This window comes from Sulfuriferula plumbiphila, from assembly GCF_009938015.1.
GTDB lineage: Bacteria > Pseudomonadota > Gammaproteobacteria > Burkholderiales > Sulfuriferulaceae > Sulfuriferula > Sulfuriferula plumbiphila.
Genome location: NZ_AP021884.1, coordinates 2,937,104 through 2,962,394, shown reverse-complemented (window position 1 = coordinate 2,962,394; position 25,291 = coordinate 2,937,104). Strand labels below are relative to the sequence as shown.

Sequence of the window (25,291 nt, the reverse complement as noted above, 5' to 3'; positions counted from 1 at the left end):
GCAACCACATGGCTTTGACCTGGTTCAAAACGAGTGGCGACTCGGTACAGCTTTTTCTGCATATTCAACCCGGCGCAAAAACCACTGAAATAGCGGGTGTGCATGGCGACGCGCTCAAGATTCGCATTGCCGCCGCCGCTACTGAAGGGAAGGCGAATGCGGTATTGCGCACTTTTATTGCCAGAACACTCGGTGTATCCGTCAGGTGCGTGCAGATTCGGAGCGGTGAAAAAGGGCGCCGTAAAATACTGGAAATCGCATCGCTGGATGACGCGGCCATTCAAAAACTCGAGCAAATGGGAAGTGGACATGGCGAATCGGCTTGAGCAGGAAATCGTGAATTATCAGCAGCGCCGCGATGTGGTGCTTGGCGCGCTGGAAGCCTATCGCGGCTGGCTGGATCGCTATGCCAGTATTGAGGCACAGCAGACCCTGCGTCTCTACGACCTGGCCGAGAGCCTGAAACAGGATCGGCTGGTGCTGGCGTTTGTGGCCGAATTTTCGCGTGGCAAGTCGGAACTCATCAACGCACTGTTTTTTGCTGACCTCAAACAGCGCCTGCTGCCCTCTGACGCAGGCCGCACGACCATGTGCCCGACGGAAATTTTCCACGATGTCGACAGCAAGCCCTACGTCCGCCTGTTGCCCATCGAGACGCGCTTGCGCGACGCAAGTATCGCCACTCTGAAACGCATGCCCATCGAGTGGAGCACGATTAGCCTCGATCCCTCCAATGCCATGCAGATGAGCGCTGCCTTGCGCTCGCTGGCAGAGGTCAAGCGTGTGTCGGCGGCCGAGGCGCGCGCCATGGGCTTGTGCGATGAAGATGATGCCGGGCTCGCGCGGCAGGGTGCGGCTGACGGCAGGGTGGAGGTGCCGGCCTGGCGTTATGCCCTGATCAATTTCCCGCATCCGCTGTTGAACGGGGGACTGGCAATTCTCGACACGCCCGGGCTTAACGCGCTTGGCAACGAACCCGAGTTGACTCTCAACGCCATTCCCAATGCCCACGGCGTGTTTTTCTTACTGGCGACCGATACCGGCGTTACACGTTCCGATCTGGATATCTGGGAGAACACGGTGTACCGCCGTGTGCACCATCACATTGCGGTACTCAACAAGATTGACATGCTGTGGGACGAACTCAAATCCGAAGCAGAGATCGACGCCATCATCCAGCGCCAGATCGAGCAAACCGCGCAGCAGCTCAGAATTCCGCGTCACCAGGTGTTTGCCGTCTCGGCACAGAAAGCGCTGGTTGGCAAAATCCGGGAAGACCCGGCGCTACTCGAACGTTCCGGGATTGCTGCGCTGGAGACCTTGCTCGCCGATAAAATCATTCCCTCGCGCCAGGCGCTGCTGCACCAGTCGGTGCATCGCGAGGTATTGGCCATGCTGGAGACCTCGCGTCACGGGGTGGTGTCCAGACTCGAAGCCATCAGGGGCGATGCCGAACAGCTCGGCGCTTTCACCGGCAAAAACCGCGAAGTCGTCACCAAGCTGCGCGACAGGCTGGTGACCGAAAAGCGGGGTTATGATGCGGTTGCGCTGAATTTCAAGATTACCCGTAACCTGGTACAGCAGCAGGGACGTTCCCTATTGTCCGAGCTATCGGGCGACGTGCTTGACGCCTTGTTGGAAAAAAGCCGCGCACACCTGGATGAGAGCTGGACCACGGCCAGCCTTACACGTGGCATGAATCACCTGTTCGGGCGCATCAATGCCCAATTCGCGAGGGTAGACACGGCTGCCGCTAATATCCTGGCGCTGCTCGACTCGGCTTATCGGCGTTTTCAGGAGCAGCATGGATTCCCGCAATTGAACCCGCCCCGGCTGGATCTGGAGCGCCATCGTGAACGCCTGGCGGGTCTGGCCCGGAGTACCGGGATGTTTTGTCGTGATCCGCTTAATCTGATGCTGGAAAAGCGCTTTATGGTGAGCAGGTTTTATCAAAGCCTGGTGGCCGAGGCGCGCACAGTATTCGAGATGGCGCGCATGGAGGCCGATGCCTGGCTGCGCATGACACTGGATCCGCTGGTCATACGCATCCGCGACCATAAAACCCAGCTGGAGCTGCGCGTCGAAAACATCCGCAAGGTGCACGACAACCTGGATAGCCTGCAGGCCAAAGTGGCAGAATTAAAACAACAGTTTGATGACCTGGGGAAACAGCATCAGGAAATCAACGCAATCCTGCGCGCGCTCGCACCCGATACAGCCGGCGCAAGCGCGGATAAAACGTCACCGCCTGCGTTGCGCGTGGTTCAGGCTGTGGCCTGATCCTGATCGAAAGCTGGAGATGAAATCCCAATCATCCTCGCAATGGCTGTTAACCACTGCCAGGCTCTAAATCAGAATCACGTCGTATTGCTCCTGGGTATACAGGCTTTCCACCTGTAGCGATACCGGTTTGCCGATGAAATCGCCGAGCTGGGCGAGGCTCTGCGACTCTTCATCCAGAAACAGATCAATCACTTGCTGTGACGCCAGTATCCTGAATTCGCGCGCATTGAACTGGCGCGCTTCGCGCACGATTTCGCGCAGGATTTCATAACACACGGTTTGCGCGGTTTTGACTTCGCCCCGTCCCTGACAGGTCGGACAGGGCTGGCACAAAACGTGGGCCAGGCTTTCGCGGGTACGCTTGCGCGTCATCTCCACCAGCCCCAGCGGGGAAAAATCATTCACCGTCATGCGCGTATGGTCACGCGCCAGCGCCTTTTTAAACTCGGAAAACACTTCGTCGCGATGACCGCGATTGTCCATGTCGATAAAGTCCACGATGATGATGCCGCCCAGGTTGCGCAGCCGCAACTGACGCGCAATAGCCTGCGCGGCCTCCAGGTTGGTCTTGAAAATGGTGTCGTCGAAATTGCGGACGCCGACGAAACCGCCGGTGTTCACGTCCACCGTGGTCAGTGCTTCGGTCTGGTCGATAATCAGGTAGCCGCCGGATTTCAGATCCACGCGCCGCGCCAGCGCCTTCTCGATTTCATCCTCGATGGCATACAGGTCAAACAGCGGACGCTCGGCAGCGTAGTGGCTGAGCTTGTTGACCACAGCTCCGCTGTAGCTCTCGGCAAAGCTCAGCATTTTCTGGTAGGTTTCACGCGAATCCACCAGAATGCGGTCGGTTTCCTCGTTGGCGAAATCGCGCAGCACGCGCAGCGACAGGTTCAGTTCCTGATACAGCAGCGATTTCAGCGGCGCGGTTCTGGCCTGTTGCTGAATATCCGCCCACAGTTTGCGCAAGTACCCGATATCCGCCTGCAATTCGCGCTCTTCAGCCTGTTCCGCCATGGTGCGGATGATGAAGCCGCCGTGTTCATCCTCGGGCAACAGCTGTTGCAGTTTCTGGCGCAGCGACTCGCGTTCGGCTTCATCCTCGATTTTTTGCGAGATGCCGATATGCGTTTCCTGCGGGAGATACACCAGAAAACGCCCGGCAAAACTCACCTGGGTAGACAGCCGCGCGCCCTTGGTGCCGATTGGATCCTTGATGACCTGCACCAGTACACCCTGTCCCTCAAACAGGATGCGTTCAATCGGACGTTCCTCGCCCCCGGCATGGCGTTCTTCCCAGATGTCGGCGATATGCAGAAACGCCGCGCGCTCCAGGCCGATGTCAATAAACGCCGACTGCATCCCCGGCAATACCCGGCACACCTTGCCGAAGTAGATATTGCCCACCAGGCCAAGCTGGCTGATGCGTTCGATGTGGAGTTCCTGCACCACGCCCAGATGCATCACCGCGACGCGGGTCTCCTGGGGAGTGACGTTGATGAGAATTTCTTCGCTCATGGTGTGCGGTTTACCAGTAGGGCTTATTCGAATAATTTCATGTTGTAGCGTTCCAGCAGCTGCGCAGTTTCATACAGCGGCAGGCCCATCACGCCGGAATAGCTGCCCTCCAGATGCTCGATGAAAGTCGCTGCGCGTCCCTGGATGGCATAACCGCCAGCCTTGTCGAAGGGCTCGCCGCTGCTTGCGTAGGTGTGGATTGCGCGTTCACTGAGGGGTTTGAACCTGACCGTCGACGTGCTCAGCAGTACCTCGCAGCGTGTTTCGCATGCCAGTGCCACTGCCGTCATCACCTGATGGCTGCGCCCCGCCAGCTTGGCGAGCATGGCAATGGCAGCGTCCAGACCCAACGGCTTGCCGAGGATTTCGCCATCCACGGTCACCGTGGTATCGGCGCCGAGCACCGGGTAGCGCGGGATATGGCGTTCCATTACACATTGCCAGCCGGCGGTGGCCTTGCCACGCGCAATGCGCAGTGCATATTCCTGCGGTGGTTCGCCGGGCTGCGGCGTTTCATCTACGTCCAGGCGATCGCCGGATTCACGTAACAGTAGCACCTCGTGGCGCACGCCAATCTGGCGCAGCAACTCGCGGCGACGCGGCGAGCGTGAGGCCAGATAAATGCGTGGATCGGTATGCGCCATGTTGGTTTATTCCCGGTGGTAGGGGTGGTTGTGTGTCACGCTCCAGACGCGATATAGCTGTTCGACCAGCATCACCCGCACCAGGCCGTGCGGCAAGGTAAAGCGTGACAGTGCAAGCAGTTTATCGGCACGCTGTTTGACATCTTGATGCAAGCCATCGGCACCGCCGATGACAAAAGCCGTGTCGCGCCCTGTCCCCTGCCATTCACGCAGCGCGCCGGCCAGTTCCAGGGTGGTGAGCTGGCTGCCGTGCTCATCCAGTGCCCACACTGTGGCGTGTCGCGGTAGCGCGGCGAGGATGCGGTCGCGCTCGGCTTCCTGGATCTGCCCGCTGGTTTTGCCGCCGCCGCGTTTCTCCGGCTTGAGCTCGACCAGCTCGATACTGTTCTCGCGTGGCATGCGCCTGGCATATTCGCTAAACCCGGCCTCGATCCACGCCGGCATTTTTTTCCCTACCGCGATGATGCGCAGCTTCATGGGGGAGATTCAGCCGGTTGCGTTGCGTTTATTGCGCTGATCCTGCGCCGCGCTCCATAGTTCTTCCAGGTTATAATACTGGCGCACTGCAGGCTGCATCACATGCACTACCACGCTGCCCAGATCAAGCAGCACCCATTCGCCCGAGGCCAGGCCTTCAATGCCCTGGTCGGGCACGCCTTTTTCCTTGAGTTTTTCCTGCACGTTGTGGGCCAGTGCCTTGGTCTGGCGCGTGGAGTCGGCGCTGGCGATGACCATGCGGTCAAACATGGACGTGAGCGGACTGGTGTCCAGGACCACGATGTCCTGGCCTTTGATGTCTTCCAGCGCGTCCACGACAGCGGCGGTGATTTCGTTGATATCCATTAATTTTCCGGTAAATACAGTTGGTTGGCCTGAATATAGTCGAGAACCGCGTTAGGCAGCAAATAACGTGGGCTACGTGCGGCACGCAAGGTGTCGCGGATGTGCGTGGCGGAGATGTCCAGCGCGGTGATCGGGCGGGTTGCAAGCAGCCCCGCCGCAGCGCTGGTGAGGTCGTGCGGATGTGCCATGCGTGCTTCCAGTTCGGCGCGTAATGCTTCGGGCATGGCGTCCTTCCAGGCGCTTTGCGGAAAACCGGGACGGTGCGCCACCGCGATATGCGCCAGCGTGAACAAGTCCTGCCAGCGGTGCCAGGTGGTCAAGCCCAGAAACGCATCGGCACCCAGCAGCAGGCACAAGGGCTGCCTCGCACCCAGTTCGTCACGCAGTGAGGCGAGCGTTTCCACTGTGTAAGACAGACGCGGCAAACCCACTTCGCGGTCATCCAGCACAAAGCGCGGATTACCGGCGATTGCCAGCCGCACCATCTGCAACCGGTGGTGCGCGTCGGTGCGCGGGCGCGTGCGATGCGGCGGCGTGCCTGCCGGGATGAGGCGCACCGTGGTGAGCTCAAGCGCCTCGGCCATTTCCTCCGCCAGTCGTAAATGGCCGAAGTGGATCGGGTCGAAGGTGCCGCCGAAAATGCCGATAGGTTTCAATGCGTTGCCAGAGGCTTATTCCCGGAATTATCCGCGCACATGACCATCGCCTAACACGACCCACTTTTGCGACGTGAGCCCTTCCAGTCCGACCGGGCCACGTGCGTGGATCTTGTCGGTGGAAATGCCTATTTCAGCACCCAGGCCGTATTCGAAGCCGTCGGCGAAGCGGGTGGAGGCGTTCACCATCACGCTGCTGGAATCCACCTCGCGCAGGAAGCGGCGCGCGCGCGCATAGTCCTCGGTGACAATCGCGTCGGTATGCTGCGAGCCATAGGTATTGATGTGCTCAATCGCCGCATCCATGCCGTCCACCACGCGGATGGAAATGATGGGCGCGAGGTATTCGGTGACCCAGTCCACATCCGTCGCCGCATTCATTGCCACAATCTGGCGCGCTGCGTCGCAGCCGCGCATTTCTACGCCCTTGGCGGCGTAGATATCGGCGATCCTGGGTAATACTGCCGGCGCGATGTTGTTTGCCAGCAGCAGGGTTTCCATGGTGTTGCAGGTGCCGTAGCGGCTGGTTTTGGCGTTGTCGGCGATGCGCACCGCCTTGTCCACGTCGGCGCGGTCATCGATATACACATGACATACGCCATGCAGATGCTTGATCACCGGAATGCGCGCATCGTTCATCACGCGCTCGATCAGCCCCTTGCCGCCGCGCGGTACGATCACGTCCACATAGCCCTGCATGGTAATGAGTTCGCCCACCGCCGCGCGGTCGGTGGTTGCTATCACCTGTAGCGCGGTTTCCGGCAGGCCGGCCGCGGCCAGCCCTTCGCGCACGCAGGCGGCAATCGCCTGGTTGGAGCGGATCGCCTCGGAACCACCGCGCAGGATGGCGGCGTTGCCGGATTTCAGGCACAGCCCGGCGGCGTCGGCGGTCACGTTGGGACGCGCTTCATAAATGATCCCGATCACGCCCAGCGGCACGCGCATCTTGCCCACCTGGATGCCGGACGGGCGGTATTTTAGATCGGTGATTTCGCCCACCGGGTCGGGCAGCGCGGCGATTTGCAACAGCCCTTCTGCCATGCCGGCGATGGATTTGGCATTCAGCGCCAGCCGGTCGAGCAGCGCTGCGTCCAGTCCGGCGGCGCGCGCGGCGGCCATGTCCTCAGCGTTGGCAGCCAGCAGCTTGTCGGCATCGCGCTGGATAGCCGCAGCCATGACGTTGAGCGCCCTGTTCTTGGCGTTGGTATCGGCGCGTGCCACGGCGCGCGAAGCGGCGCGGGCAGCGCGTCCCCTGTCCTGCATGTAGGTTTTGATGTCCATATCAAATCCAGTGGTGAAATTGTTAAAGTCGGATTCTAACCCGGAACGACGGCAGGATGCTTGCGTGGCTTGGACATGGGCAGAGCCTGAGGACGTGCACGCTGCGCCGGATCGTGCCGGGTTACTCAAGCAAAAATACGGGTTCCTGATCGGCGGGCATCTGTGCGAGTTCCGCGGGTGTGAGCCGTGCATAACCACGGAGTTGCTCGGGGCCAACCTGCTTTTTCCAGAATTAACGGACAGAGGAGGGGTGCGCCGTGCTGCCCGGCAGCGCGATTTTCAACGCCAGTTGACTGAGTGCATCCCATACGTCGCCGGTTTGCAAACCCTTGATGGTGCGGTCTATCCCGGCCGCATCGCGCAGCGCCTGGGTGAGCGCGCTCAGGCTGACGCGGGCGAGCGCTTTTTCCACCAGCGTCTGGCGCGACTCCCACACCCCGGCTTCGCGCATCAGTTGGGCGGCGGGCTGGCCGCTGGCCTGGCCGGCTTTGATGCGGGTCAGGATGCGCAGTTCGCGGGTGAGTGTCCACAGGATCAGTACCGGGGTTTCGCCTTCATTGCGCAGGCCGTCGAGCATGCGCATGAGGCGCGGCACATCGCCGGTCAGCAGTGCGTCGGCAAGCTTGAAAACATCGTAGCGGGCGACGTCGAGTACCGCTTCGCGCACGTTGTCGAAGGTGATTCTGCCAGGCGGGAACAGCAGCGCGAGCTTGCGGATTTCCTGCTGGGCGGCGAGCAGGTTGCCTTCCACGCGTTCGGTCAGAAAGCGCAGGGTCTGGCTGTCGGCTTGCAGGTTGTGTGCGGCCAGCCGCGCGCCGATCCAGCGTGGCAACTGGTCGATGGCAACCGGGTTAACGCCAATCACGATACCGCTGGCTTGCAGCGCGGTAAACCATTTGGCGTTGGTGGCCTGGCGGTCGAGCTTGGGCAGGGTGATGAGCGTGACGGTGTCTGCGGGCAGCCTGGCGCAATAGGCCTGCAGTGCCTTGCCGCCTTCCAGCCCGGGTTTGCCGGAGGGAATGCGGATATCGGCCAGGCGGCGGTTGCCGAACAGGGAGAGGTTGTCGCCGGCAGCAAGCAGCTCGTTCCAGTTGAAGCGTGCTTCCACGGTGTGGACTTCACGCTCGCTGTAGCCCGCGCAGCGGGCGCTGGCGCGCACCAGATCAGCGGCTTCCAGAGCCAGCAGCGGCTCGTCGCCGTACACGGTATAGAGCGGCTGGATACCGCGTGCCAGGTGCTGGGCGAGTTGCTCCGGCTTGATGCGCATGGGTTAATGGGCGCTGGCGATGCGCCGCAAAATCTGTTGCGCGGCGTCTTTCTGCATGTCGCGGTAAAGCAGCTGTTCTTCTTCCCCTTTGGCCAATACCTGGGCATCGTTGTAGGTCATGTCGCGCGCCAGCAGCAGGTTGGCCGGGGCGAGGATGACTTTGCCCTTGGGCGTGATGAGCTGGTATTGCACCCGGTATTGCAGCTGGTATTCACGCACCCTGCCGATGCCGGACAGGGACAGGATCACCTTGCTGTTCTGCTCCGACAAAATCTGAATCACGCTCTCGGCTTTCGCGGCACTGGGAGCCAGGCGCCCGGCATGTCCGAGACGCAAGGCGGCTTGCAGCGCAGTCGTCAATCCACCCTGACCGCCTTCCACATAAACGGATCGATACGGCAGTTCGACCTGCCCGCGCAGGTGAAAGCCGCAGCCTGCGGTGAGTGTGACGCCAATGAGTGCCAGCCATAGCCAGTGGGTGAGGATGTTTTTCATGTTGTCTCCGTTGTGTTCAGACCACGATATTGACCAGTCGCCCAGCTACCACCACGATTTTTTTCGGAACCTGTCCGGCCATGAATTTTTGTGCAGCCTCGTGAGCCAGCGCCAGCTGTTCGATAAGCTCGCGGCTGGTGGATTGGGCGACGGTGATCTCGCCGCGCAGCTTGCCGTTGACTTGCAGCATCAGGGTGATTTCATCCTGCACCAGCGCGCTTTCGTCCACCTGCGGCCAGGCCTGATCGAGTAGCTGCGTATCCGGCCGGAGTGCTGTCCACAGCGCTTCGCACGCATGCGGGACAATGGGCGCGAGCATCAGCACTGCGCGCTCCAGCACTTCCTGCGCCACGCTGCGTGCGGCCAGGCTGGTGTCGCTCATTTTGCTCAATGTGTTGAGCAGTTCCATCACCGCGGCAATCGCGGTGTTGAAAGTCTGGCGGCGGCTGTAATCATCGCTGATTTTTTTTACTGCAGTATGCAGCTGGAAGCGCAGGGCCTTCAACCCGGCGGATAACTCGCCGCCCGTATACGCCGGCACCACGCCGGCGCTGACGTGATCGTGCACCAGCTTCCACAGCCGCTTCAGAAAACGGAACGCGCCCTCCACCCCGGCATCCGACCATTCCAGGCTTTGCTCGGGCGGCGCCGCGAACATCATGAACAGGCGCGCAGTATCGGCGCCGTAGCCGTCGATCAGGAGTTGCGGATCGACGCCGTTGTTCTTGGATTTGGCCATCTTTTCGGTAGCGCCGATGGTCACCGGCAGGCCGTCGGCCTTGAGCAATGCATCGAGCGGACGGCCGCGCTCGTCCATGCGCACATCGACCTCGGCCGGGTTGAACCAGTCTTTCTTGCCTTCCCCGGCGTCGCGGTAAAACGTCGGTGCGACGACCATGCCCTGCGTGAGCAGGCGCACAAAGGGCTCGTCAAGCCGGTTTTCTCCCCGCCCAGGGTCACCGAACAGCCCTTCGTCGCGCATCAGCTTGTGGAAGAAGCGCGCGTAGAGCAGGTGCAAAATGGCATGCTCGATGCCGCCGATGTACTGATCCACCGGCAGCCAGTGAGCCGCGCGCTGGTCCACCATGGCGCTGCCGCAGTCGTGGCTGGCGTAGCGCGCGTAATACCAGCTTGACTCGACGAAGGTGTCCATGGTATCGGTTTCGCGCCGTGCCGGCTGGCCGCATTTCGGACAGTCGCATTGGTAAAACCCGGGCATTTTCGCCAGCGGCGAGCCCGCGCCGGTGACCACCACATCTTCCGGCAGCACCACCGGCAACTGGTGGTCAGGCACCGGCACATCGCCGCAGGTGGCGCAGTGAATGATGGGAATCGGGCAACCCCAGTAGCGCTGGCGCGAAATGCCCCAGTCGCGCAGGCGGAACTGGGTGCGTTTGCTGCCCAGTCCTTTGGCCTGCAAATCGGCGGCGATGGCTTCCAGCGCGGCATCGAAATCCAGGCCGTCGTATTTGCCTGAATTGATGCACACGCCATGCTCGGCGTAAGCATCCTGCCACGGTGCAGCTACGGTTTCATAAGCGCCGCTGCTGGATGCGATGACGGTTTTCATCGGTAGCCCGTATTGCGCGGCGAATTCGAAGTCACGTTCGTCGTGCGCCGGTACCGCCATCACCGCGCCTTCGCCGTAGCCCATCAACACATAGTTGGCGACCCATACCGGGAGTTTTTCGCCGGACAGCGGATGCGAGACGAACAGGCCGGTGTTCATGCCTTTTTTGGCTTGTGTGGCGATGTCGGCCTCGGCCACGCCGCCGCGCTTGCATGCGGCGATGAACTCGGCCAGCGCCGGGTTGTTGGCAGCAGCCCGGGCGGCGAGCGGATGTTCGGCGGCGACCGCCACATAAGTCGCGCCCATCAGCGTGTCCGGGCGCGTGGTGTAGACCTTGAGCGCGCCGGCCGCACCGATGCTGGCGGCATCGTAAGGGAAATGCACTTCGCAGCCGAAGCTCTTGCCGATCCAGTTGCGCTGCATGATTTTGACCTGCTCCGGCCAGTGCGGCAGGGTATCCAGACCGCCCAGCAACTCGTCGGCGTAGGCGGTGATGCGCATGAAGTACATCGGGATGTCGCGTTTTTCCACCAGCGCGCCGGAACGCCAGCCGCGCCCGTCGATCACCTGTTCGTTGGCGAGCACGGTGTTGTCTACCGGATCCCAATTGACCGAAGCGGTTTTTTTGTAGATCACGCCTTTTTCAAACAGCCTGGTGAACAGCCACTGCTCCCAGCGGTAATACTCGGGCCTGCAGGTGGCGAGTTCGCGATCCCAGTCGATCGCCAGGCCGAGGCTCTTCAACTGGCTGCGCATATGGTCGATGTTGGCATACGTCCACGCGGCGGGCGGCACGCCATTTTTCAGCGCAGCGTTTTCCGCGGGCAGGCCGAATGCGTCCCAGCCCATCGGCTGCATCACGTTATAGCCCTGCATGCGATGAAAGCGGGCCAGCACGTCGCCGATGGTGTAGTTGCGCACGTGTCCCATATGCAGCCTGCCGGAAGGATAGGGGAACATCGACAGGCAGTAGTACTTGGGCTTGTCCGTGGTCTCGACGGCTTTGAATGCGGCGGATTCAATCCAGCGGCGCTGGGCATCCGCCTCGATTTTCTGGGGTTGGTATTGGGCTTCCATGAGGTGCGATAAACGGCGCTGGCAAAAGCCCGATTATACTCTGCTGCACAGGCGGTGCGTGGACAGCCGGACTGCTTAAAAGTTATACTGCCGCGATTGTATTTCGGCTTTTTATGGTTCTTAACTGGAGCGCATCATGTCCAAGAAACACCCCGTTATCGCCGTGACCGGTTCTTCCGGCGCCGGCACCACCACTGTCAAGCGTGCGTTTGAGCACATTTTCCGCCGCGAGAACATCAGCGCCGCCGTGGTTGAAGGTGACAGCTTTCACGGCCTGAACCGTGTGGAATTCAAGGAGGCAGTGAAAAAGGCCGAAGCCGTCGGCAATAACCATTTCAGCCATTTCGGCCCGGAAGCCAACCATTTCGACAAGATCGAAGAACTGTTCAAGAGCTACGGCAAGAACGGCAAGGGCAAAAAACGCTTCTACATTCACAGCGACGAAGAAGCGGATTTCCACAACAGGCGCCTGGGGACCCAGCTGTCTGCCGGTGAGTTCACCCCATGGGAAGAAGTGCCTGCAGGTACCGATCTGCTGTTTTACGAAGGACTGCATGGCCTGGTTTCGCACGGCAAGATAGACGTGGCCAAATACGTGGATCTGGGCGTAGGCGTGGTGCCCGTGGTCAACCTGGAATGGATCCAGAAAATCCACCGCGATGCCGCCGAGCGAGGCTATTCCGCCGAAGTCATTGTGGACACCATCATGCGCCGCATGCCGGACTACGTGAACTACATCACGCCGCAGTTTTCCCGCACCCATGTCAATTTCCAGCGTGTGCCCACGGTGGATACCTCCAACCCGTTCATCGCGCGCGACATCCCGACCCCGGACGAGAGCCTGGTCATCATCCGCTTCAGCGAGCCCAGAGGCGTGGATTTCCCGTACCTGATCAACATGATTCCCAACTCCTTCATGTCGCGTGCCAACACCCTGGTGGTGCCCGGCGGCAAGATGGGTTATTCGATGGAGCTGATCCTGGGGCCGATGATCGAAGACATGATTGCTGCCAAGAAAAAAGCCTGATTGGCTTGATTAATCGCAATAATAAAAAAGCCGGGTGAGCCCGGCTTTTTTATTGGGATGGTGAAGGTGCCTAACAACGCCCGCTGGGTTGGCCGCGGGTGTGTCCAGGTTGAAGCGGGTGAGCCTGGCGGATCCGTAACGGACGGTCGCATTCCCCGATAGCGGACACTCGACATTGCGCATCAGCGGCGTGGCTGGCCCATGTCCGCCGCATGCCATTGTTATGTGTGGTCAGGCATGAATTAGCGCTGCAGCACAATGCGATAGTGTGCCTGGCCACTCCTCAATCTTTTGATAGCCTCATTGATGTCATCAAAGCTGAATTTCTCGATGACCGGCCTGACGTTGTGGCGCTTGGCGAATTCCAGCATCCTGGCAATCGTTAATGGGCTGCCGACCGGAGAGCCGGATACCGCATGTTGACCCATGATGAGTGAAAACACATTGATATCGAGCGGATCCAGTGTCGCCCCGACAAAGTGCAAACGGCCGCGCGGCTTCAGTGTGCCGAGATAGAGATTCCAGTCCAGCTTGACGTTGACCGTGGAAATGATCAGGTCAAAACGTCCTGCCGCCGCCTCGATTCCTTTCTGATCGCGGGAGTTCAGCGTATGGTGGGCGCCCAGGCTCAGCGCTTCTTTCCTTTTATCTTCGCTGCTGGTAAATGCCGTCACTTCGCAGCCCCATGCATTGAGGAACTGCAACGCCATATGGCCCAGACCGCCGATGCCAATCACCGCCACTTTGTCGGTGGGTTTGGTATCAAACTGGACCAGCGGATTGAAAACGGTAATCCCGCCGCAAAACAGGGGGCCGGCGGACTCCAGGTCAATCCCATCGGGAATGGGAACCACACTGTTGGCAGCCGCACGCACCTTGTCGGCAAAGCCGCCATGATGGCCGATGATGGTCGCCTGCGCATTGGCACACAGGTTGTGGTCGCCTGTGTGACAAGGGGTACATGCGTTGCAGTAGCCGGAATGCCAGCCCAGCCCGACTATTTGACCGACCGTCAGATGCTTGACGTTATCTCCCGCCTTGGCAATCGTTCCTACCACTTCATGCCCGGGAACGACGGGATACTGGGTCATTCCCCATTCATTGTCGAGCACGCTCAGATCACTATGGCAGATACCGCAGTACTGAACATCAATTTCTACCTCATGGGGCCTGAGCGGGCCCGGATCATACTCGAACGGTTTAAGCTCCCCCCCGGGTTCAAATGCAGCAAAGGCTTGTATCATGCTTGATCTCCTTATGGTAGCGTTGAGTACCGGTGTTAAGGTTTTTGCTTAATGTCGCATAGTGGATATTCACCAGACTGGCCGGTCAGGTCTGTCAAAATTCTCAGAACATGCCAGTGCGCAATAACTGCTTGATTCGTTGTGGGTGCTCTGAGGTTGTCTGTCCGCATATGCAATATTAATACGGATTGATGATCGAGTGACTGCCATGGGAGAAATACCCGACCGCCTTCTTCTGGCGTGCGCCGTCCTGGATGTTCTCTTATGCCCGCCGGCTTGCATCCGACCCGCTCCGCGCCAGCATGAACACCAGCGTCACCAGCAGCGCCGCTGCGCCGCCGTTGTGGACGACGGCGATGGGGAGCGGCCATTGCAGCAGGATGTTGGATAGCCCGCTGGCGAATTGCAGGGCGATCAGCGCCAGCAGCACGAGGGCGGGCCGGGACAGCGTCAGATTGTGGCGGGCGCGCAGGCCGAGCCAGCCCAGGTAGGCGATGACGACGAAGGCGAACACGCGGTGCGTCCAGTGGATGGCAACCAGTGCGTCGTGACTGAGCAGTGCGCCGCTGGCGGTTTTGCCGAGGGCGCGCCACAGGGTGAAGCCGTGCCGGAAGTCCATGGTCGGGATCAGCTGGCCGTTACATAACGGGAAGTCGGTGCAGGCGAGTACCGCATAGTTGGTGCTCACCCAGCCGCCCAGCGCGATCTGTACTGCGAGCAACACGATGCCGAGCATGATCCACGGCCTCAGCCGGCTGGCTGCGGCATCGTGCGAAGCTGCCGGCTGGCTGCGCGCGGCCAGCCAGGCCAGCGCGCCCAGCAGGGTCAGCCCCAGCAGCAGGTGCAGGGTAACGATTACCGGCTGCAGTTTGAGCGTGACCGTCCACGCGCCGAACGCGCCCTGCACGCACACCAGTACCAACAGCGCAGTGGCCGGCCACGGCGATTGGCGCAGCTCGCGCCGCTTGAACCAGGCCAGCCCCATCAGCGCGATGATCAGCACACCCACCATCATCGCCAGGTAGCGATGAATCATCTCGATCCAGGCCTTGGCCCAGGTGACCGGCCCGCTCGGCATCAGCGCCTCGGCGGCGTGGATGCTGGCATGGGCAAGGGAGGGATTGGCGGTGCCGTAGCAGCCCGGCCAGTCGGGGCAACCCAGGCCCGAGTCGGTGAGCCGGGTGAAGCCGCCGAACAGGATCAGATCGAAGGTGAGGAACAGGGTCAGCCACACCAGCTGGCGGTAGCGGTTGCGGCGGCCCTTGACCCAGGCGTAACTCAGCGGCAGCGCAGCAATCATGAGTCCGGTGAGTGCCAGTTGCAGCCATTGCAGATCCGATGCCATGCCCATGCCTGAGCCCATGTTCAACCTACCATAAAAGCGACAAAGGCGACTTCGTCACCGTCCTTGAGCAGGTTGTCCGTATCGACGAACTGTTTGTTGACGGTGATTTTGAGCGATTTGTTGCCGATCAGTGCTTCATGCCAGACGGCGCCACGCTCGGCCAGGATGGCGCACAAGCCCGCCACGGTGGTTTGGGTTTGCGGCAGTTCGAAATCTTCAGAGGCGGTGCCCAGCGCATCGACCAGATGACCGAAATAAAGAATGTGCAGCATGTTATGTCTCCAGTTCCAGGCCTTCGGCCTCCCAGCATTCCAGTCCGCCCGCCAGATTATAGACGTGGGCATAGCCCATCTGCTTCAATACCCACGCCGCCATCGCCGAGCGTCCGCCGGACTGGCAGTAGAGCAGGATGGTTTTGTCGCGGGCGTTGCACAGGCGCGGGTCGCGGTGCTTGTAGCCGGGGTCGGCAGCGCCTTCGAGAATGCCGCGCGGGATATTGATGGCGCCCTGCACGTGGCCTTGCTTGAATTCGTCGGCTTCGCGCACGTCCACCACCAGCACGTCGCCGGCTTGCAGGTTTTCATGGGCGGATTCTGCATCCCACTCTTCGATATGACTGCGCGCTTCTTTTATAAAACAGCCGAGTTGCCTGGGCATATATAATCCTTCGTTACTGAATGAAGCTGAAACGGCTTTGGCCACGGAGAGCACAGAGAACGCGGAGAAAACATTCTTCCCCGAACCGGTGTCCGCTCCGTGTTCTCTGCCCTGCGTGGCGAATTTTCCAGAATAATTGCCATCTGAAAGTTTAACATGACCTCCCTACTCGACGGGCTCAACCCCGAGCAACTTGCCGCCGTCACCCTGCCGGGCCAGTCGGCGCTGATCCTGGCCGGGGCCGGCAGCGGCAAGACGCGCGTGCTCACCACGCGCATCGCCTGGCTGATTCAAACCGGACAAGTCTCGCCGCTGGGCATCCTCGCGGTGACCTTCACCAACAAGGCGGCGAAGGAGATGCTGACCCGGTTGACCGGGATGTTGCCGATCAACACGCGCGGCATGTGGGTGGGTACCTTTCACGGCCTGTCCAACCGCCTGCTGCGCACCCATCACCGCGAGGCCGGGCTGCCGCAGTTGTTCCAGATTCTGGATAGCGCCGATCAGCTCTCCGCCGTCAAACGCCTGCTCAAGGCGCTCAACGTGGACACCGAGAAATTCGAGCCGAAGAAGGTGCAGTACTTTATCAGCGGCAACAAGGAGGCCGGCCTGCGTCCACAGCAGGTCGAGGTGTTCGACCCCTACACGCGGCGCCTGGTGGAGTTTTACGCCGCCTACGACGAGCAGTGCAACCGCGAGGGCGTGGCCGATTTCCCGGAACTGCTGCTGCGTTCCTACGAGTTGCTGGCGCGCAACGACGCGTTGCGCGCGCATTATCAGGAGCGCTTTCGCCATATCCTGGTGGACGAGTTCCAGGACACCAACCGTCTGCAGTACCGCTGGCTGAAACAGTTCGCCGGGGCACAATCGGTGCTGATGGCGGTGGGTGACGACGACCAGTCGATCTACGCCTTCCGTGGCGCGCATACCGGTAACATGAATGAATTCCAGCGCGACTACGCAGGTGACAACGTCATCAAGCTGGAGCAGAACTACCGCAGTCACGGCAACATCCTCGATGCCGCCAACGCGCTCATCACACAGAACCAGTCGCGCCTGGGCAAGAATCTGTGGACGGCAGAAGGCAAGGGCGAACCGATCCGCGTGTACGAGGCATACAATGACCAGGAAGAAGCCGGCTTCATCGTCGAGGAAGTGAAAGCGCTGCAGCGCGAAGGCACGGCGCTGATGGACATGGCGCTGCTGTACCGTTCCAACGCGCAATCGCGCGTGCTGGAGCACGCCCTGTTCAGCGCCGGGGTGGCGTATCGCGTGTACGGCGGGCTGCGCTTTTTCGAGCGCCAGGAGATCAAGCACGCGCTGGCCTATTTGCGCCTGCTGGCCAATCCGGATGACGACGGCGCGTTTAGCCGTGTGGTCAATTTCCCCACCCGCGGCATCGGCGCGCGCACGCTGGAACAGTTGGCCGACGCCGCCCAGGCCGGCGGGACGAGCCTGTGGCAGGCCGCCCGCGCCAAGGCCCCCGCCAGCAAGGACAGCGCCAAAGGCTTGCCCGGTTTCGTCGCCTTGATGCAGGCCATGCAGGACGCCACGCAGGGCTTGCCGCTGCCCGAAGCCATCGAACATGTATTGCATATGAGCGGCCTGGCCGCGCATTACCAGGCCGAAAAAGAGGGCGCCGACCGGCTGGAAAACCTGAACGAACTGATCAACGCCGCCACCGTCTTCGCCAACGACCCGGAAGCCATGGCCGAGCTCGACGAAGCGGGCGGGCCGCTGGCCAGCTTCCTCGCCCACGCCGCGCTGGAAGCGGGCGACCATCAGGCCGGCGCGGGCAGCGACGCGCTGCAACTGATGACCGTGCACGCCGCCAAGGGGCTGGAATTCCACGCCGTGTTCCTGGGCGGACTGGAAGAGGGCCTGTTCCCGCACGAACAATCCATGAACGAGCAGGACGGCATCGAGGAAGAACGCCGCCTGATGTACGTCGCCATCACCCGCGCGCGCCGGCGGCTGTATTTAAGCCATGCGCAAAGCCGCATGCTGCACGGCCAGGTACGCTACGGCATCCCGTCGCGCTTCCTCGACGAACTGCCCAGCGCCTTGCTCAAACTGGTCAACGCCAGGCGCATGGCCACAGCCTCCAGCGCTTACCACGGTGATGCAGCGCCGGCTTCAGCCACGCGCCAGCGCAACACCTCGCCGTGGCGCATCGGCATGAACGTGCGCCACGCCAAGTTCGGCGTGGGTGTGGTGGTCAGCGTGGAAGGGCAGGGCGACGACACACGGGTGCAGATCAACTTCGGCGGCGCGAACGGAATGAAGTGGCTGGCGCTGGAGTATGCCAGGCTGGAACCGGCCTGAATTTAACGGGCACCGCCAGTATCAGTGGTTATGCAACTTCTCCTGCAAGCACGCTTTGATTAGCGACTGGGGGGCACATCACGGGAGTTGGCAGCGGCCTTGATCGAGCCCAGACGATGCTGGGAAAGTCGCAGGGAAATGGTTTTTGTCGTGGGCCTCAGGTTGGGCAGCACAATGCGCTGGGCTTTCGTTCAGTCGAGATGATCTGTGGAATCGTGTTTTTCCCAGAAGGCCTGTTCTTCCGCTTCGTAGATGAACTGCGGAACCACTTTAAGCTGTTTGCCCATAAATCGGACGCTCCTCTCGGTACATGTCTCTGGCCGAGATCACGCGAATCTTCTCACCATCATTACGCAGAGTGAAAGTGACATGTAACGTTGGCCTTTCGTCTGTCTTGCCTAATGCGTGAAAGCGGAACTCACCCTGAGGCATTTTTGTATGTGATGAAAATATACATCAGTAAGCAAGCCAGGAAGGTGTAGGAAGGAAAAAGCAAACCGCGCATTCCACGGTTCTTGATTTTGTCTTTTGCCTTGTTCTTCACCGTGGCCTAACTTTTCAAGTTTAAGCCACGCACAACGCCGTCATACAAATGCAGCCCAGCCGGGTTAAAATGCTTCTTTTACCACCTTTCAGGGAATCACAATGAGCGAGCAAGACCAGCAACAAGCCGTTTTCGCGATCGAAAAACTCTACGTCAAAGACATGTCGGTCGAAGTGCCCAATGCGCCGCAGATTTTCCTCGAGCGCGAAGCGCCGCAGATCGACGTGCAGCTTGCCACGCAGCACAGCAACGTGGGAGAGGGTGTATTCGAAGTCATCCTCACCACCACCATAACCGCCAAGCTTGGCGAGAAGACCATGTTCCTGGTGGAAGCCGCGCAGGCGGGGATTTTTCGTATCGAAAACGTGCCCGCTGACCAGATGGATACAGTGCTGGGTATCGGCTGCCCGAATATCGTGTTCCCGTATTTGCGCGAGACCATCTCCGACGTGGTGAGCCGCGCCGGCTTCCCGCCGGTGATCCTCAATCCGGTCAACTTTGAAGCCATGTACATGCAACAGCAGCAGGCACCCGCTCCGGGCACGCCGCTTAACTGAACATGACAGCACTGCGCCTGCTACTGGCCCTGTCTGCGCTGATTGCGCTGCCCGCGCAGGCGCTCGACTATCGCTCGGTTGCCGCACCGGCAGCGATCCTGTACGACGCGCCCTCCACCCTGGCCAAGCGGCTGTTTGTCATCGGGCGCGGCTATCCGGTGGAAGTGGTGGTGAGCGTGGACAACTGGCTGAAAGTGCGCGACAGCAGCGGCGCGCTGGCCTGGGTGGAGGCTGCCAGGCTGGCTGACAAACGTATGCTGGTGGTGACTGCCGCGCAGGGTGAGATCCGTGCCGCCGCACAGGGCAGCGCCGCAATTAGCGCACGTGTCGAAAAAGGCGTGCTGCTGGAATGGCAGGAAACCCTGCCGGGCGGCTGGGCGCGGGTGCGCCTGCCCGACAACAGCAGCGGCTACATCAGGCTCAGTCAGGTGTGGGGCGCATGAATATCGTCATCCTCGGCGCGGGTGCCTGGGGTACCGCGCTGGCGGTGACGCTTGCCTCGCGCCATGCAGTGACGCTATGGGCACGCGGTGCCGATCAGATCGCCAGCATGAATGCAGCACGCAGCAATCCGCGCTACCTGCCCGGCGTGACGCTGCCTGACCATCTCGCCCTGAGTGCCGACCTGCCTGGCATTGTGGCACACGCCGAACTCATTCTGGTTGCAACGCCCAGCGGTGCATTTCGCAGCGTGCTGAAGCAACTGGCTGCACTCAATAATCGCGTGCCGGTGATCTGGGTATGTAAAGGTTTTGAAGCGGGAACCATGAAGCTGCCGCATCAGGTGGCGCAGGAAGAGCTGCCCGACTATGTGGCGCGCGGCGTGTTATCCGGTCCCAGCTTTGCTCAGGAAGTCGCCGCCGGGCTGCCGGCTGCGCTCACCCTGGCGGCAAGCGACACGGCTGCGTTACGTGAAGCGGGTGCCGCGCTGCACGGCGGCCGTTTGCGCGTGTATACCAGCAACGATGTGATTGGCGTGGAGCTGGGCGGCGCATTGAAAAACGTCATCGCCATCGCCGCCGGCATTTCCGATGGACTGCATTTCGGCCATAACGCCCGCGCTGCGCTGATTACCCGCAGCGTGGCCGAAATCACCCGCCTCGGTGTGGCGCTGGGCGGCAGGATGGAAACCTTCATGGGGCTCACCGGCATGGGCGATCTGATCCTGACCTGTACCGGCGACCTGTCACGCAACCGCCAGCTTGGCTTGCGCCTGGCCGCAGGCGAGAGCCTGGAAGCCATCCTGGGCGCCCTTGGTCACATAGCGGAAGGCGTCACTACTGCACGCGAAGTGGACAGGCTGGCCACCACGCTGGGCGTCGACATGCCCATTACCCACGCAGTGTGCCGGGTACTCTACGAAGGTGTACAGCCGCGCACCGTGGTGGAGGATTTGCTGAACCGCGACCGCAAGGCAGAAAGCTCGCAGTAAATGAGTGTACTGTCTGCGTCATGGCAGCCAGGTCGAAAGCATGGCGCGCTCCGGAGGTCTGGCCGGCTGCCGTGGGTTATTTCATAGGATGGCGACAGCTGCGCGACGCCCGGTCCTGCTATCCGCCCATTTATTTCTCTGCCAGTCCCTGACGTTTGAGAAACCCCAGCAGGATTTGCAGGCGCGTCGTGCTGTCGTTCATTTCCAGCAAATCCTGCCTGGCGGAGGGCCTGATCGGCAGGACTTCGGCCAGCCGGTAGCCGACCCAGGCGGCATCCTCCATTTGCAATGGGGCAAAGTGTGATTCGCCCAGTTCTTCGATAATGTGGCGTAGCACGTCCTGGCAGGGGGCATATTCGGAGGGCACGGGTTGCGCTGTTTCCGGCGTGATCAGGCGCGCCTGGGCATGCACCAGGCCATTGGCACCGGCCTCACTATCCTCGATCAAGAAGCGTTGTCCGCCGCGTGCGGTAATATGCAATATCCCCAGTTGCGGCATATCCCAGTCGATGATCCGGGCAAGCGTGCCGACGGCATGGGGCGCAGCCGGCGAGCCGACTTCCGCGCCGCTCCGGATCAGGCACACACCAAACGGCAACTGGTCTTTCATGCAGGCCTTGGCCATGTCCATATAGCGCTGTTCGAAGATTTTCAGCGGCAACAGGCTGTCAGGATAGAGCACCCTATTCAGGGTGAAGATGGGGATTTCCAGTGTTTGCACGTTGTGTATCCGATCAAATATCAGCGGCAGACTTTTCTTGAGCCAATTCACACTGGATCACCGTTCCTGTCTCCCCATCGTGCCATCAGTTCGTGCGCGATATGGAGATGGTCGAGGATACGCGCCACCACGAAATCCACCAGGTCTTCGATACGGCGTGGATGGTGGTAGAAGCCGGGATTGGGCGGCAGGATGACCGCGCCCAGCCGGGCCAGCTTCAGCATGTTTTCCAGATGCAGCGCGGAGTAAGGGGTTTCGCGCGGTACCAGGATGAGTTTGCGCTGCTCCTTGATGGCCACGTCGGCAGCGCGCCCGATGAGGTTGTCGGCCAGCCCCTGTGCAATCGCCGCCAGCGTGCCCATGGTGCACGGGCACACCACCATGGCATGCGCCGGATTCGAGCCGGAGGCGACCGGCGCAAACCATTCCTCGCGGCCAAATGCGCGCAACTGGCCGGGTCTGGCCTGATAGCGCTGGCTGAGAAACGCCTCCAGTTCGGCAGTGCGCGCGGGCAGTGTGAGGCCCAGCTCCTGTTTGGCGACGATATGCGCGGCGCTGGAAGCTAGCAGGTATACCTGTACATCCGCCTGCAGCAGGCACTCCAGCAGACGCAGGCCGTAAGCCATGCCCGAGGCGCCGGTCAAGGCAAGAGTGACGGTGCGCGGTGGGTTCATGCGGAATCCTGAGTGACGGTGGCAGTGAGAGGAGCAGCCAGCAGGTGTGCCGCAGCCAGCCCGTTGACCAGGCCGAACACCAGTGCGGCGGTGCCAAACAGCGGGGTGAGGTAGAGCACGCCAGGCGTGGGGATCAGCCAGAAATAAACAATCCCCAGCTGCCCGGCGATGTGCGCGAAGGCGGCGAGCACGCTCAGGCTGACCGTACCGAACAGTTGTTCAGGCAGGTGTCGTGCCAGCCACAGCAGAGCCAGGCTGGCAATCGCACCGCCCGCGCTGAGGAAAAATCCGGGTGTCAGGAAGCTGCCCAGCAGCAGGCTGCCAGCCACCACACGCAACGCAGAGACCCACGCAGCAGTGCGCATGCCATGCTGTTTGAGCACCAGCAGCGTGACGATATTCGCCAGTCCGGGTTTGACGCCGGGCAGCGGGGAGGGCAGCGCCGCTTCCATCAGGGTCAGCCCGATCGCCAGCGCCGCCATGCGCGCGATGCGGTGATCCTCCGGGCTGGCCTTGAGGCTAATAGTTGAGACTGTCATAGCGTTTTACGCGCCCCGCGATTTCCACACTGACCTGATTGGGCAGGCAGATGGCGGCCTGGCCTGCGCGGCTCAGCCAGCCCTGGTGCACGCACAGCTGGCGCGGGCCGGGGTCAGACAATACGCGCGCGCGGTGGTCGGCGATCTCGACGCGCGTGGTGCCCAGCGGGCCGGGCACATCGACGGTGCGCGGGTAGTTGAGGGAGGTTTCCAGAAACAGCTGCCCGCCGCGCTTGATGACCAGGCGCTGCCCCGGCGCGCCAGACCAGAAGGTGAGCGCCAGGCCGGCTACGGTGATGCCGCCCGCTGCCAGCACCAGCCAGTCGCCGGGGCGCAACAGGTGATGATATTTCACGCCAGCTCCCGATGGCGTACCAGGGTTTGCCGGGTGGCGACAAAATGCGCGGCGAGGCGCTCGGCAAAATACACCGAACGATGCTGGCCGCCGGTGCAGCCAATGGCCACGGTGAGATAGGCGCGGTTGTCGCGGATGTAGCAGGGCAGCCATTTGGCCACGTAGGCGCGAATGTCGGCGAGCATGTCGGCGACTTCGGGAACGCTATCGAGAAAGGCGATGACATCGGCATCGCGCCCGGTTTGCGGGCGCAGTTTGAGATCGTAGTGCGGATTGGGCAGGCAGCGCACGTCGAACACCAGGTCGGCGTCGAGCGGGATGCCATGCTTGAAGCCGAACGAAGTGAACAGCAGGGTGAACCCGGCGTTTTCCAGCGCAATAATGTCCTTGATCCAGGCGCGCAGGCTGTTGGCGGAAAGGTCGCTGGTGTCAATGCGCTGGCCGAGTTCGGCAATGTCGCCGAGCAGGTCGCGCTCATGCACGATGGCCTCGCGCAGCGAGCGCGCGTCGCTGCTCAGCGGGTGGCGGCGGCGCGTTTCGGAAAAACGCCGCACCAGGGTTTCGATTTTGGATTCCAGAAAAATCAGGCGCAAGTCCACCTGCTTGCGTAATTCCGTTACCAGGCCGGGCAATTCGCGGAACGACTCGCCGCTACGGGCATCCACGCTGATACCCGCCCTGTCGTAACCATGCCCGGACAGAAAGCGTATGGTTTCCGGCAACAGGTTGGCAGGCAGGTTGTCGATGCAATAATAACCCGCGTCCTCCAGCACGTTGAGCGCAATGCTTTTGCCGGAGCCGGACAGGCCGCTGATCAGGACAAGGCGCATCAGGTGTTTCCGTCCAGGAACTGTTGCTGGCGGGCGATGAACTGCTCGGCACTGTTGATGCCGCGCATGCGCAGAATGTGATTGCGCGCAGCGACTTCCACCAGCACTGCCAGGTTGCGTCCGGCGGCAACCGGAATGCGCACCTTGGGCACGGTCACGCCGAGGATGACTTCGCTCGATGCGTGCATGTCCAGCCGCGAAATGCCTTCACGCGGCTCGTCTTCCGGGGCCTTCAGGTGCACGATGAGCTTGAGGTTCTTTTGCAGCTTGACGGCGGTTTCGCCGAACAGGGTGCGGATGTTGAGGATACCCAGGCCGCGCACTTCCAGAAAATCCTGCAACAGCGGTGGGCAATGGGTCTCCAGGGTTTCGGGTGCGACCTTGTACATATCCACCATGTCGTCCGCTATCAGGCGGTGGCCGCGCGTGATCAACTCCAGTGCCAGCTCGCTCTTGCCGACCGCAGCGTCGCCGGTAATCATCACGCCGAGGCCAATGACTTCGAGCATTACACCGTGCACGCTGACGGATTCAGCCAATACCTGGGTGAGGTAGTGTGACAGCACCGACATTAACTGCGGGCTGGCCTGCGGTGAGGTGAACAGCGGCGTCTGGCTGGCTTCGGAAGCCGCCAGCAGATCCGCCGGCACCGGCTCGCCATTGGCCACGATTACCGCGGCCAGCTCGGTGGAAAACAGGCTGCGGATGGCCTGGGCCATGGCCTCATTGCCGAGACTGCGCAGGTAGTCCATCTCCGCGCAACCCAGTACCTGCACGCGGTTGGGGTGGACGAAATTGAGATGGCCCACCAGTGCCAGCGATGGTTTCTGCACGGTGTCGCCAGCCAGTTGCTTGCTGCCCCCCTGTTTGCCGGATACCCAGTTGAGTTCCAGCGTCTGGCGCATTGCCTCATACATCCGGCTGACCGGAATCGAGGTGGTCATCAGGCGCTCCAGGCAGCGATCAGGGCGTGCACAGCCGCTGCATCCGGTGCGCTGATCAAGGCTTCGCGCAGGCGTTTATCACTGAACATCTGTGCCAGTTCGCCGAGGATTTGCAAATGCTGGTCGGTGGCTTGCACGGGTACCAGCAGGATGAACAGCAGCGCGACCGGAGCGTTGTCGGGGGCGTCAAACGCAATCGCTGTGCGCAGGCGCAGCAGCGCGCCATTGGCCTGTTTGAGACCCTTGATACGGCCATGCGGGATGGCGATGCCATGGCCGAGTGCAGTTGAGCCGAGTTTTTCGCGGGCCAGCAGGCTGTCGAAAACCGTGTCATGCGACAGCGCAATGCGTGTTTCAAACAGTTCCGCCACATATTCGAACAGGCGTTTTTTGCTGCTGACTTCCACATCCAGCAGGATATGGGCCGGTGGCAGCAGCGGGACAATCAGGTTCATGTTGTCGC

30 protein-coding genes are annotated in these 25,291 nt (G+C 61.1%); 7 read left to right on the top strand and 23 right to left on the bottom strand.

The features are described from left to right. The first annotated feature begins 8 nt into the window (after positions 1–8). Together GZH91_RS15310 and GZH91_RS15305 are read left to right on the top strand one after the other, a co-directional pair. Positions 9–326 (top strand): DUF167 domain-containing protein, encoded by a 318-nt coding sequence (locus GZH91_RS15310; protein WP_147072969.1) that lies wholly within the window; start codon positions 9–11, stop codon positions 324–326. Beyond that, positions 310–2,280 (top strand): dynamin family protein, encoded by a 1,971-nt coding sequence (locus GZH91_RS15305; protein WP_147072971.1) that lies wholly within the window; start codon positions 310–312, stop codon positions 2,278–2,280. Before GZH91_RS15310 ends, GZH91_RS15305 begins: the two co-directional genes overlap by 17 nt. A 66-nt stretch (positions 2,281–2,346) precedes the next feature. Here GZH91_RS15305 and rng read toward each other — a convergent pair whose 3' ends face one another. From rng to leuS, 9 genes are all read right to left on the bottom strand, one after another. Further along, positions 2,347–3,801, bottom strand: coding sequence for a ribonuclease G (gene rng, locus GZH91_RS15300; protein WP_147072973.1), 1,455 nt, complete (start codon positions 3,799–3,801; stop codon positions 2,347–2,349). Between the two features lie 23 nt (positions 3,802–3,824). After that, entirely contained in the window at positions 3,825–4,445 is a 621-nt protein-coding gene (locus GZH91_RS15295) for a Maf family protein (protein ID WP_147072975.1), read from the bottom strand. Between the two features lie 6 nt (positions 4,446–4,451). Next, complete coding sequence (gene rlmH / locus GZH91_RS15290; protein WP_147072977.1) at positions 4,452–4,922, bottom strand: 23S rRNA (pseudouridine(1915)-N(3))-methyltransferase RlmH; 471 nt, start codon at positions 4,920–4,922, stop codon at positions 4,452–4,454. Between the two features lie 9 nt (positions 4,923–4,931). Then, on the bottom strand, positions 4,932–5,288 hold the full coding sequence (gene rsfS, locus GZH91_RS15285; RefSeq protein ID WP_147072980.1) for a ribosome silencing factor: 357 nt from the start codon (positions 5,286–5,288) through the stop codon (positions 4,932–4,934). Then, the gene (gene nadD / locus GZH91_RS15280; protein ID WP_147072982.1) at positions 5,288–5,944 is read right to left on the bottom strand and encodes a nicotinate-nucleotide adenylyltransferase; all 657 of its coding nucleotides are present in this window, start codon (positions 5,942–5,944) and stop codon (positions 5,288–5,290) included. The genes rsfS and nadD overlap by 1 nt, the downstream gene beginning before the upstream one ends. A gap of 27 nt (positions 5,945–5,971) precedes the next feature. Beyond that, positions 5,972–7,225 carry a glutamate-5-semialdehyde dehydrogenase gene (locus GZH91_RS15275; RefSeq protein ID WP_147072984.1) on the bottom strand — a complete coding sequence of 418 codons (1,254 nt, stop codon included), beginning with the start codon at positions 7,223–7,225 and terminating at the stop codon, positions 5,972–5,974. A gap of 232 nt (positions 7,226–7,457) precedes the next feature. Further along, complete coding sequence (holA, locus tag GZH91_RS15265; protein WP_147072986.1) at positions 7,458–8,492, bottom strand: DNA polymerase III subunit delta; 1,035 nt, start codon at positions 8,490–8,492, stop codon at positions 7,458–7,460. 3 nt (positions 8,493–8,495) lie between these two features. After that, positions 8,496–8,987: an LPS-assembly lipoprotein LptE gene (locus GZH91_RS15260; protein ID WP_147072988.1), complete on the bottom strand. Its 492-nt coding sequence runs from the start codon at positions 8,985–8,987 to the stop codon at positions 8,496–8,498. 16 nt (positions 8,988–9,003) lie between these two features. Continuing rightward, a complete protein-coding gene (gene leuS / locus GZH91_RS15255) occupies positions 9,004–11,634 on the bottom strand; it encodes a leucine--tRNA ligase (protein ID WP_147072990.1) in 2,631 nt (876 codons plus the stop codon). Positions 11,635–11,770: 136 nt separating this feature from the next. Between leuS and GZH91_RS15250 the strand changes: the two genes are divergently transcribed. Beyond that, positions 11,771–12,661 (top strand): phosphoribulokinase, encoded by an 891-nt coding sequence (locus GZH91_RS15250; RefSeq protein WP_147072992.1) that lies wholly within the window; start codon positions 11,771–11,773, stop codon positions 12,659–12,661. A gap of 242 nt (positions 12,662–12,903) precedes the next feature. Here the strand turns inward: GZH91_RS15250 and ahr are convergent, their stop codons facing one another. The 4 genes from ahr to GZH91_RS15230 all read right to left on the bottom strand — a co-directional run bounded on the left by ahr (position 12,904) and on the right by GZH91_RS15230 (position 15,907). After that, positions 12,904–13,905 (bottom strand): NADPH-dependent aldehyde reductase Ahr, encoded by a 1,002-nt coding sequence (ahr, locus tag GZH91_RS15245; protein WP_147072994.1) that lies wholly within the window; start codon positions 13,903–13,905, stop codon positions 12,904–12,906. A gap of 262 nt (positions 13,906–14,167) precedes the next feature. Continuing rightward, positions 14,168–15,250, bottom strand: coding sequence for a COX15/CtaA family protein (locus tag GZH91_RS15240; RefSeq protein WP_223264552.1), 1,083 nt, complete (start codon positions 15,248–15,250; stop codon positions 14,168–14,170). A gap of 20 nt (positions 15,251–15,270) precedes the next feature. Then, positions 15,271–15,522 (bottom strand): MoaD/ThiS family protein, encoded by a 252-nt coding sequence (locus GZH91_RS15235; protein ID WP_161984294.1) that lies wholly within the window; start codon positions 15,520–15,522, stop codon positions 15,271–15,273. 1 nt (position 15,523) lies between these two features. Beyond that, complete coding sequence (locus tag GZH91_RS15230) at positions 15,524–15,907, bottom strand: rhodanese-like domain-containing protein (RefSeq protein ID WP_147072998.1); 384 nt, start codon at positions 15,905–15,907, stop codon at positions 15,524–15,526. A 156-nt stretch (positions 15,908–16,063) separates the two neighbouring features. Here GZH91_RS15230 and GZH91_RS15225 point away from each other — a divergent pair, with 156 nt between their 5' ends. Beyond that, on the top strand, positions 16,064–18,232 hold the full coding sequence (locus GZH91_RS15225; RefSeq protein ID WP_147073000.1) for a UvrD-helicase domain-containing protein: 2,169 nt from the start codon (positions 16,064–16,066) through the stop codon (positions 18,230–18,232). Between the two features lie 59 nt (positions 18,233–18,291). On the opposite strand, the gene GZH91_RS18460 is transcribed toward GZH91_RS15225, so the two are convergent. The 3 genes from GZH91_RS18460 to GZH91_RS18455 are packed head-to-tail and all read right to left on the bottom strand — an operon-like array spanning position 18,292 to position 18,664. Beyond that, the gene (locus GZH91_RS18460) at positions 18,292–18,408 is read right to left on the bottom strand and encodes a CopG family antitoxin (RefSeq protein WP_371860364.1); all 117 of its coding nucleotides are present in this window, start codon (positions 18,406–18,408) and stop codon (positions 18,292–18,294) included. A 15-nt stretch (positions 18,409–18,423) separates the two neighbouring features. Next, positions 18,424–18,519: a CopG family antitoxin gene (locus tag GZH91_RS18175; RefSeq protein WP_223264553.1), complete on the bottom strand. Its 96-nt coding sequence runs from the start codon at positions 18,517–18,519 to the stop codon at positions 18,424–18,426. Further along, positions 18,503–18,664, bottom strand: a complete 162-nt coding sequence (locus GZH91_RS18455) for a BrnT family toxin (RefSeq protein WP_147073002.1) — start codon at positions 18,662–18,664, stop codon at positions 18,503–18,505. Before GZH91_RS18455 ends, GZH91_RS18175 begins: the two co-directional genes overlap by 17 nt. Before the next feature lie 213 nt (positions 18,665–18,877). On the opposite strand from GZH91_RS18455, the gene secB reads away from it, so the two are divergent. Genes secB through GZH91_RS15200 form a run of 3 tightly spaced genes read left to right on the top strand, consistent with a single transcriptional unit; the run spans position 18,878 to position 20,765 of the window. Continuing rightward, on the top strand, positions 18,878–19,333 hold the full coding sequence (gene secB, locus GZH91_RS15210; RefSeq protein ID WP_147073004.1) for a protein-export chaperone SecB: 456 nt from the start codon (positions 18,878–18,880) through the stop codon (positions 19,331–19,333). 2 nt (positions 19,334–19,335) lie between these two features. After that, positions 19,336–19,776 carry an SH3 domain-containing protein gene (locus GZH91_RS15205; RefSeq protein ID WP_147073006.1) on the top strand — a complete coding sequence of 147 codons (441 nt, stop codon included), beginning with the start codon at positions 19,336–19,338 and terminating at the stop codon, positions 19,774–19,776. After that, the gene (locus tag GZH91_RS15200; protein WP_147073007.1) at positions 19,773–20,765 is read left to right on the top strand and encodes an NAD(P)H-dependent glycerol-3-phosphate dehydrogenase; all 993 of its coding nucleotides are present in this window, start codon (positions 19,773–19,775) and stop codon (positions 20,763–20,765) included. The genes GZH91_RS15205 and GZH91_RS15200 overlap by 4 nt, the downstream gene beginning before the upstream one ends. Before the next feature lie 130 nt (positions 20,766–20,895). Here the strand turns inward: GZH91_RS15200 and GZH91_RS15195 are convergent, their stop codons facing one another. Genes GZH91_RS15195 through ptsN form a run of 7 tightly spaced genes read right to left on the bottom strand, consistent with a single transcriptional unit; the run spans position 20,896 to position 25,283 of the window. Next, the gene (locus tag GZH91_RS15195; protein WP_198415332.1) at positions 20,896–21,486 is read right to left on the bottom strand and encodes an LON peptidase substrate-binding domain-containing protein; all 591 of its coding nucleotides are present in this window, start codon (positions 21,484–21,486) and stop codon (positions 20,896–20,898) included. Positions 21,487–21,533: 47 nt separating this feature from the next. Then, positions 21,534–22,160, bottom strand: a complete 627-nt coding sequence (locus GZH91_RS15190; protein ID WP_147073010.1) for a flavin prenyltransferase UbiX — start codon at positions 22,158–22,160, stop codon at positions 21,534–21,536. Beyond that, entirely contained in the window at positions 22,157–22,699 is a 543-nt protein-coding gene (locus GZH91_RS15185) for a Gx transporter family protein (RefSeq protein WP_147073012.1), read from the bottom strand. The genes GZH91_RS15190 and GZH91_RS15185 overlap by 4 nt, the downstream gene beginning before the upstream one ends. Continuing rightward, entirely contained in the window at positions 22,680–23,054 is a 375-nt protein-coding gene (locus tag GZH91_RS15180) for a NusG domain II-containing protein (protein WP_198415331.1), read from the bottom strand. The genes GZH91_RS15185 and GZH91_RS15180 overlap by 20 nt, the downstream gene beginning before the upstream one ends. After that, positions 23,051–23,884: an RNase adapter RapZ gene (gene rapZ, locus GZH91_RS15175; RefSeq protein WP_147073014.1), complete on the bottom strand. Its 834-nt coding sequence runs from the start codon at positions 23,882–23,884 to the stop codon at positions 23,051–23,053. Before rapZ ends, GZH91_RS15180 begins: the two co-directional genes overlap by 4 nt. Continuing rightward, positions 23,884–24,828 carry an HPr(Ser) kinase/phosphatase gene (hprK, locus tag GZH91_RS15170; RefSeq protein WP_147073016.1) on the bottom strand — a complete coding sequence of 315 codons (945 nt, stop codon included), beginning with the start codon at positions 24,826–24,828 and terminating at the stop codon, positions 23,884–23,886. Before hprK ends, rapZ begins: the two co-directional genes overlap by 1 nt. Next, positions 24,828–25,283 carry a PTS IIA-like nitrogen regulatory protein PtsN gene (gene ptsN / locus GZH91_RS15165; protein WP_147073018.1) on the bottom strand — a complete coding sequence of 152 codons (456 nt, stop codon included), beginning with the start codon at positions 25,281–25,283 and terminating at the stop codon, positions 24,828–24,830. The genes hprK and ptsN overlap by 1 nt, the downstream gene beginning before the upstream one ends. Positions 25,284–25,291 lie beyond the last annotated feature (8 nt).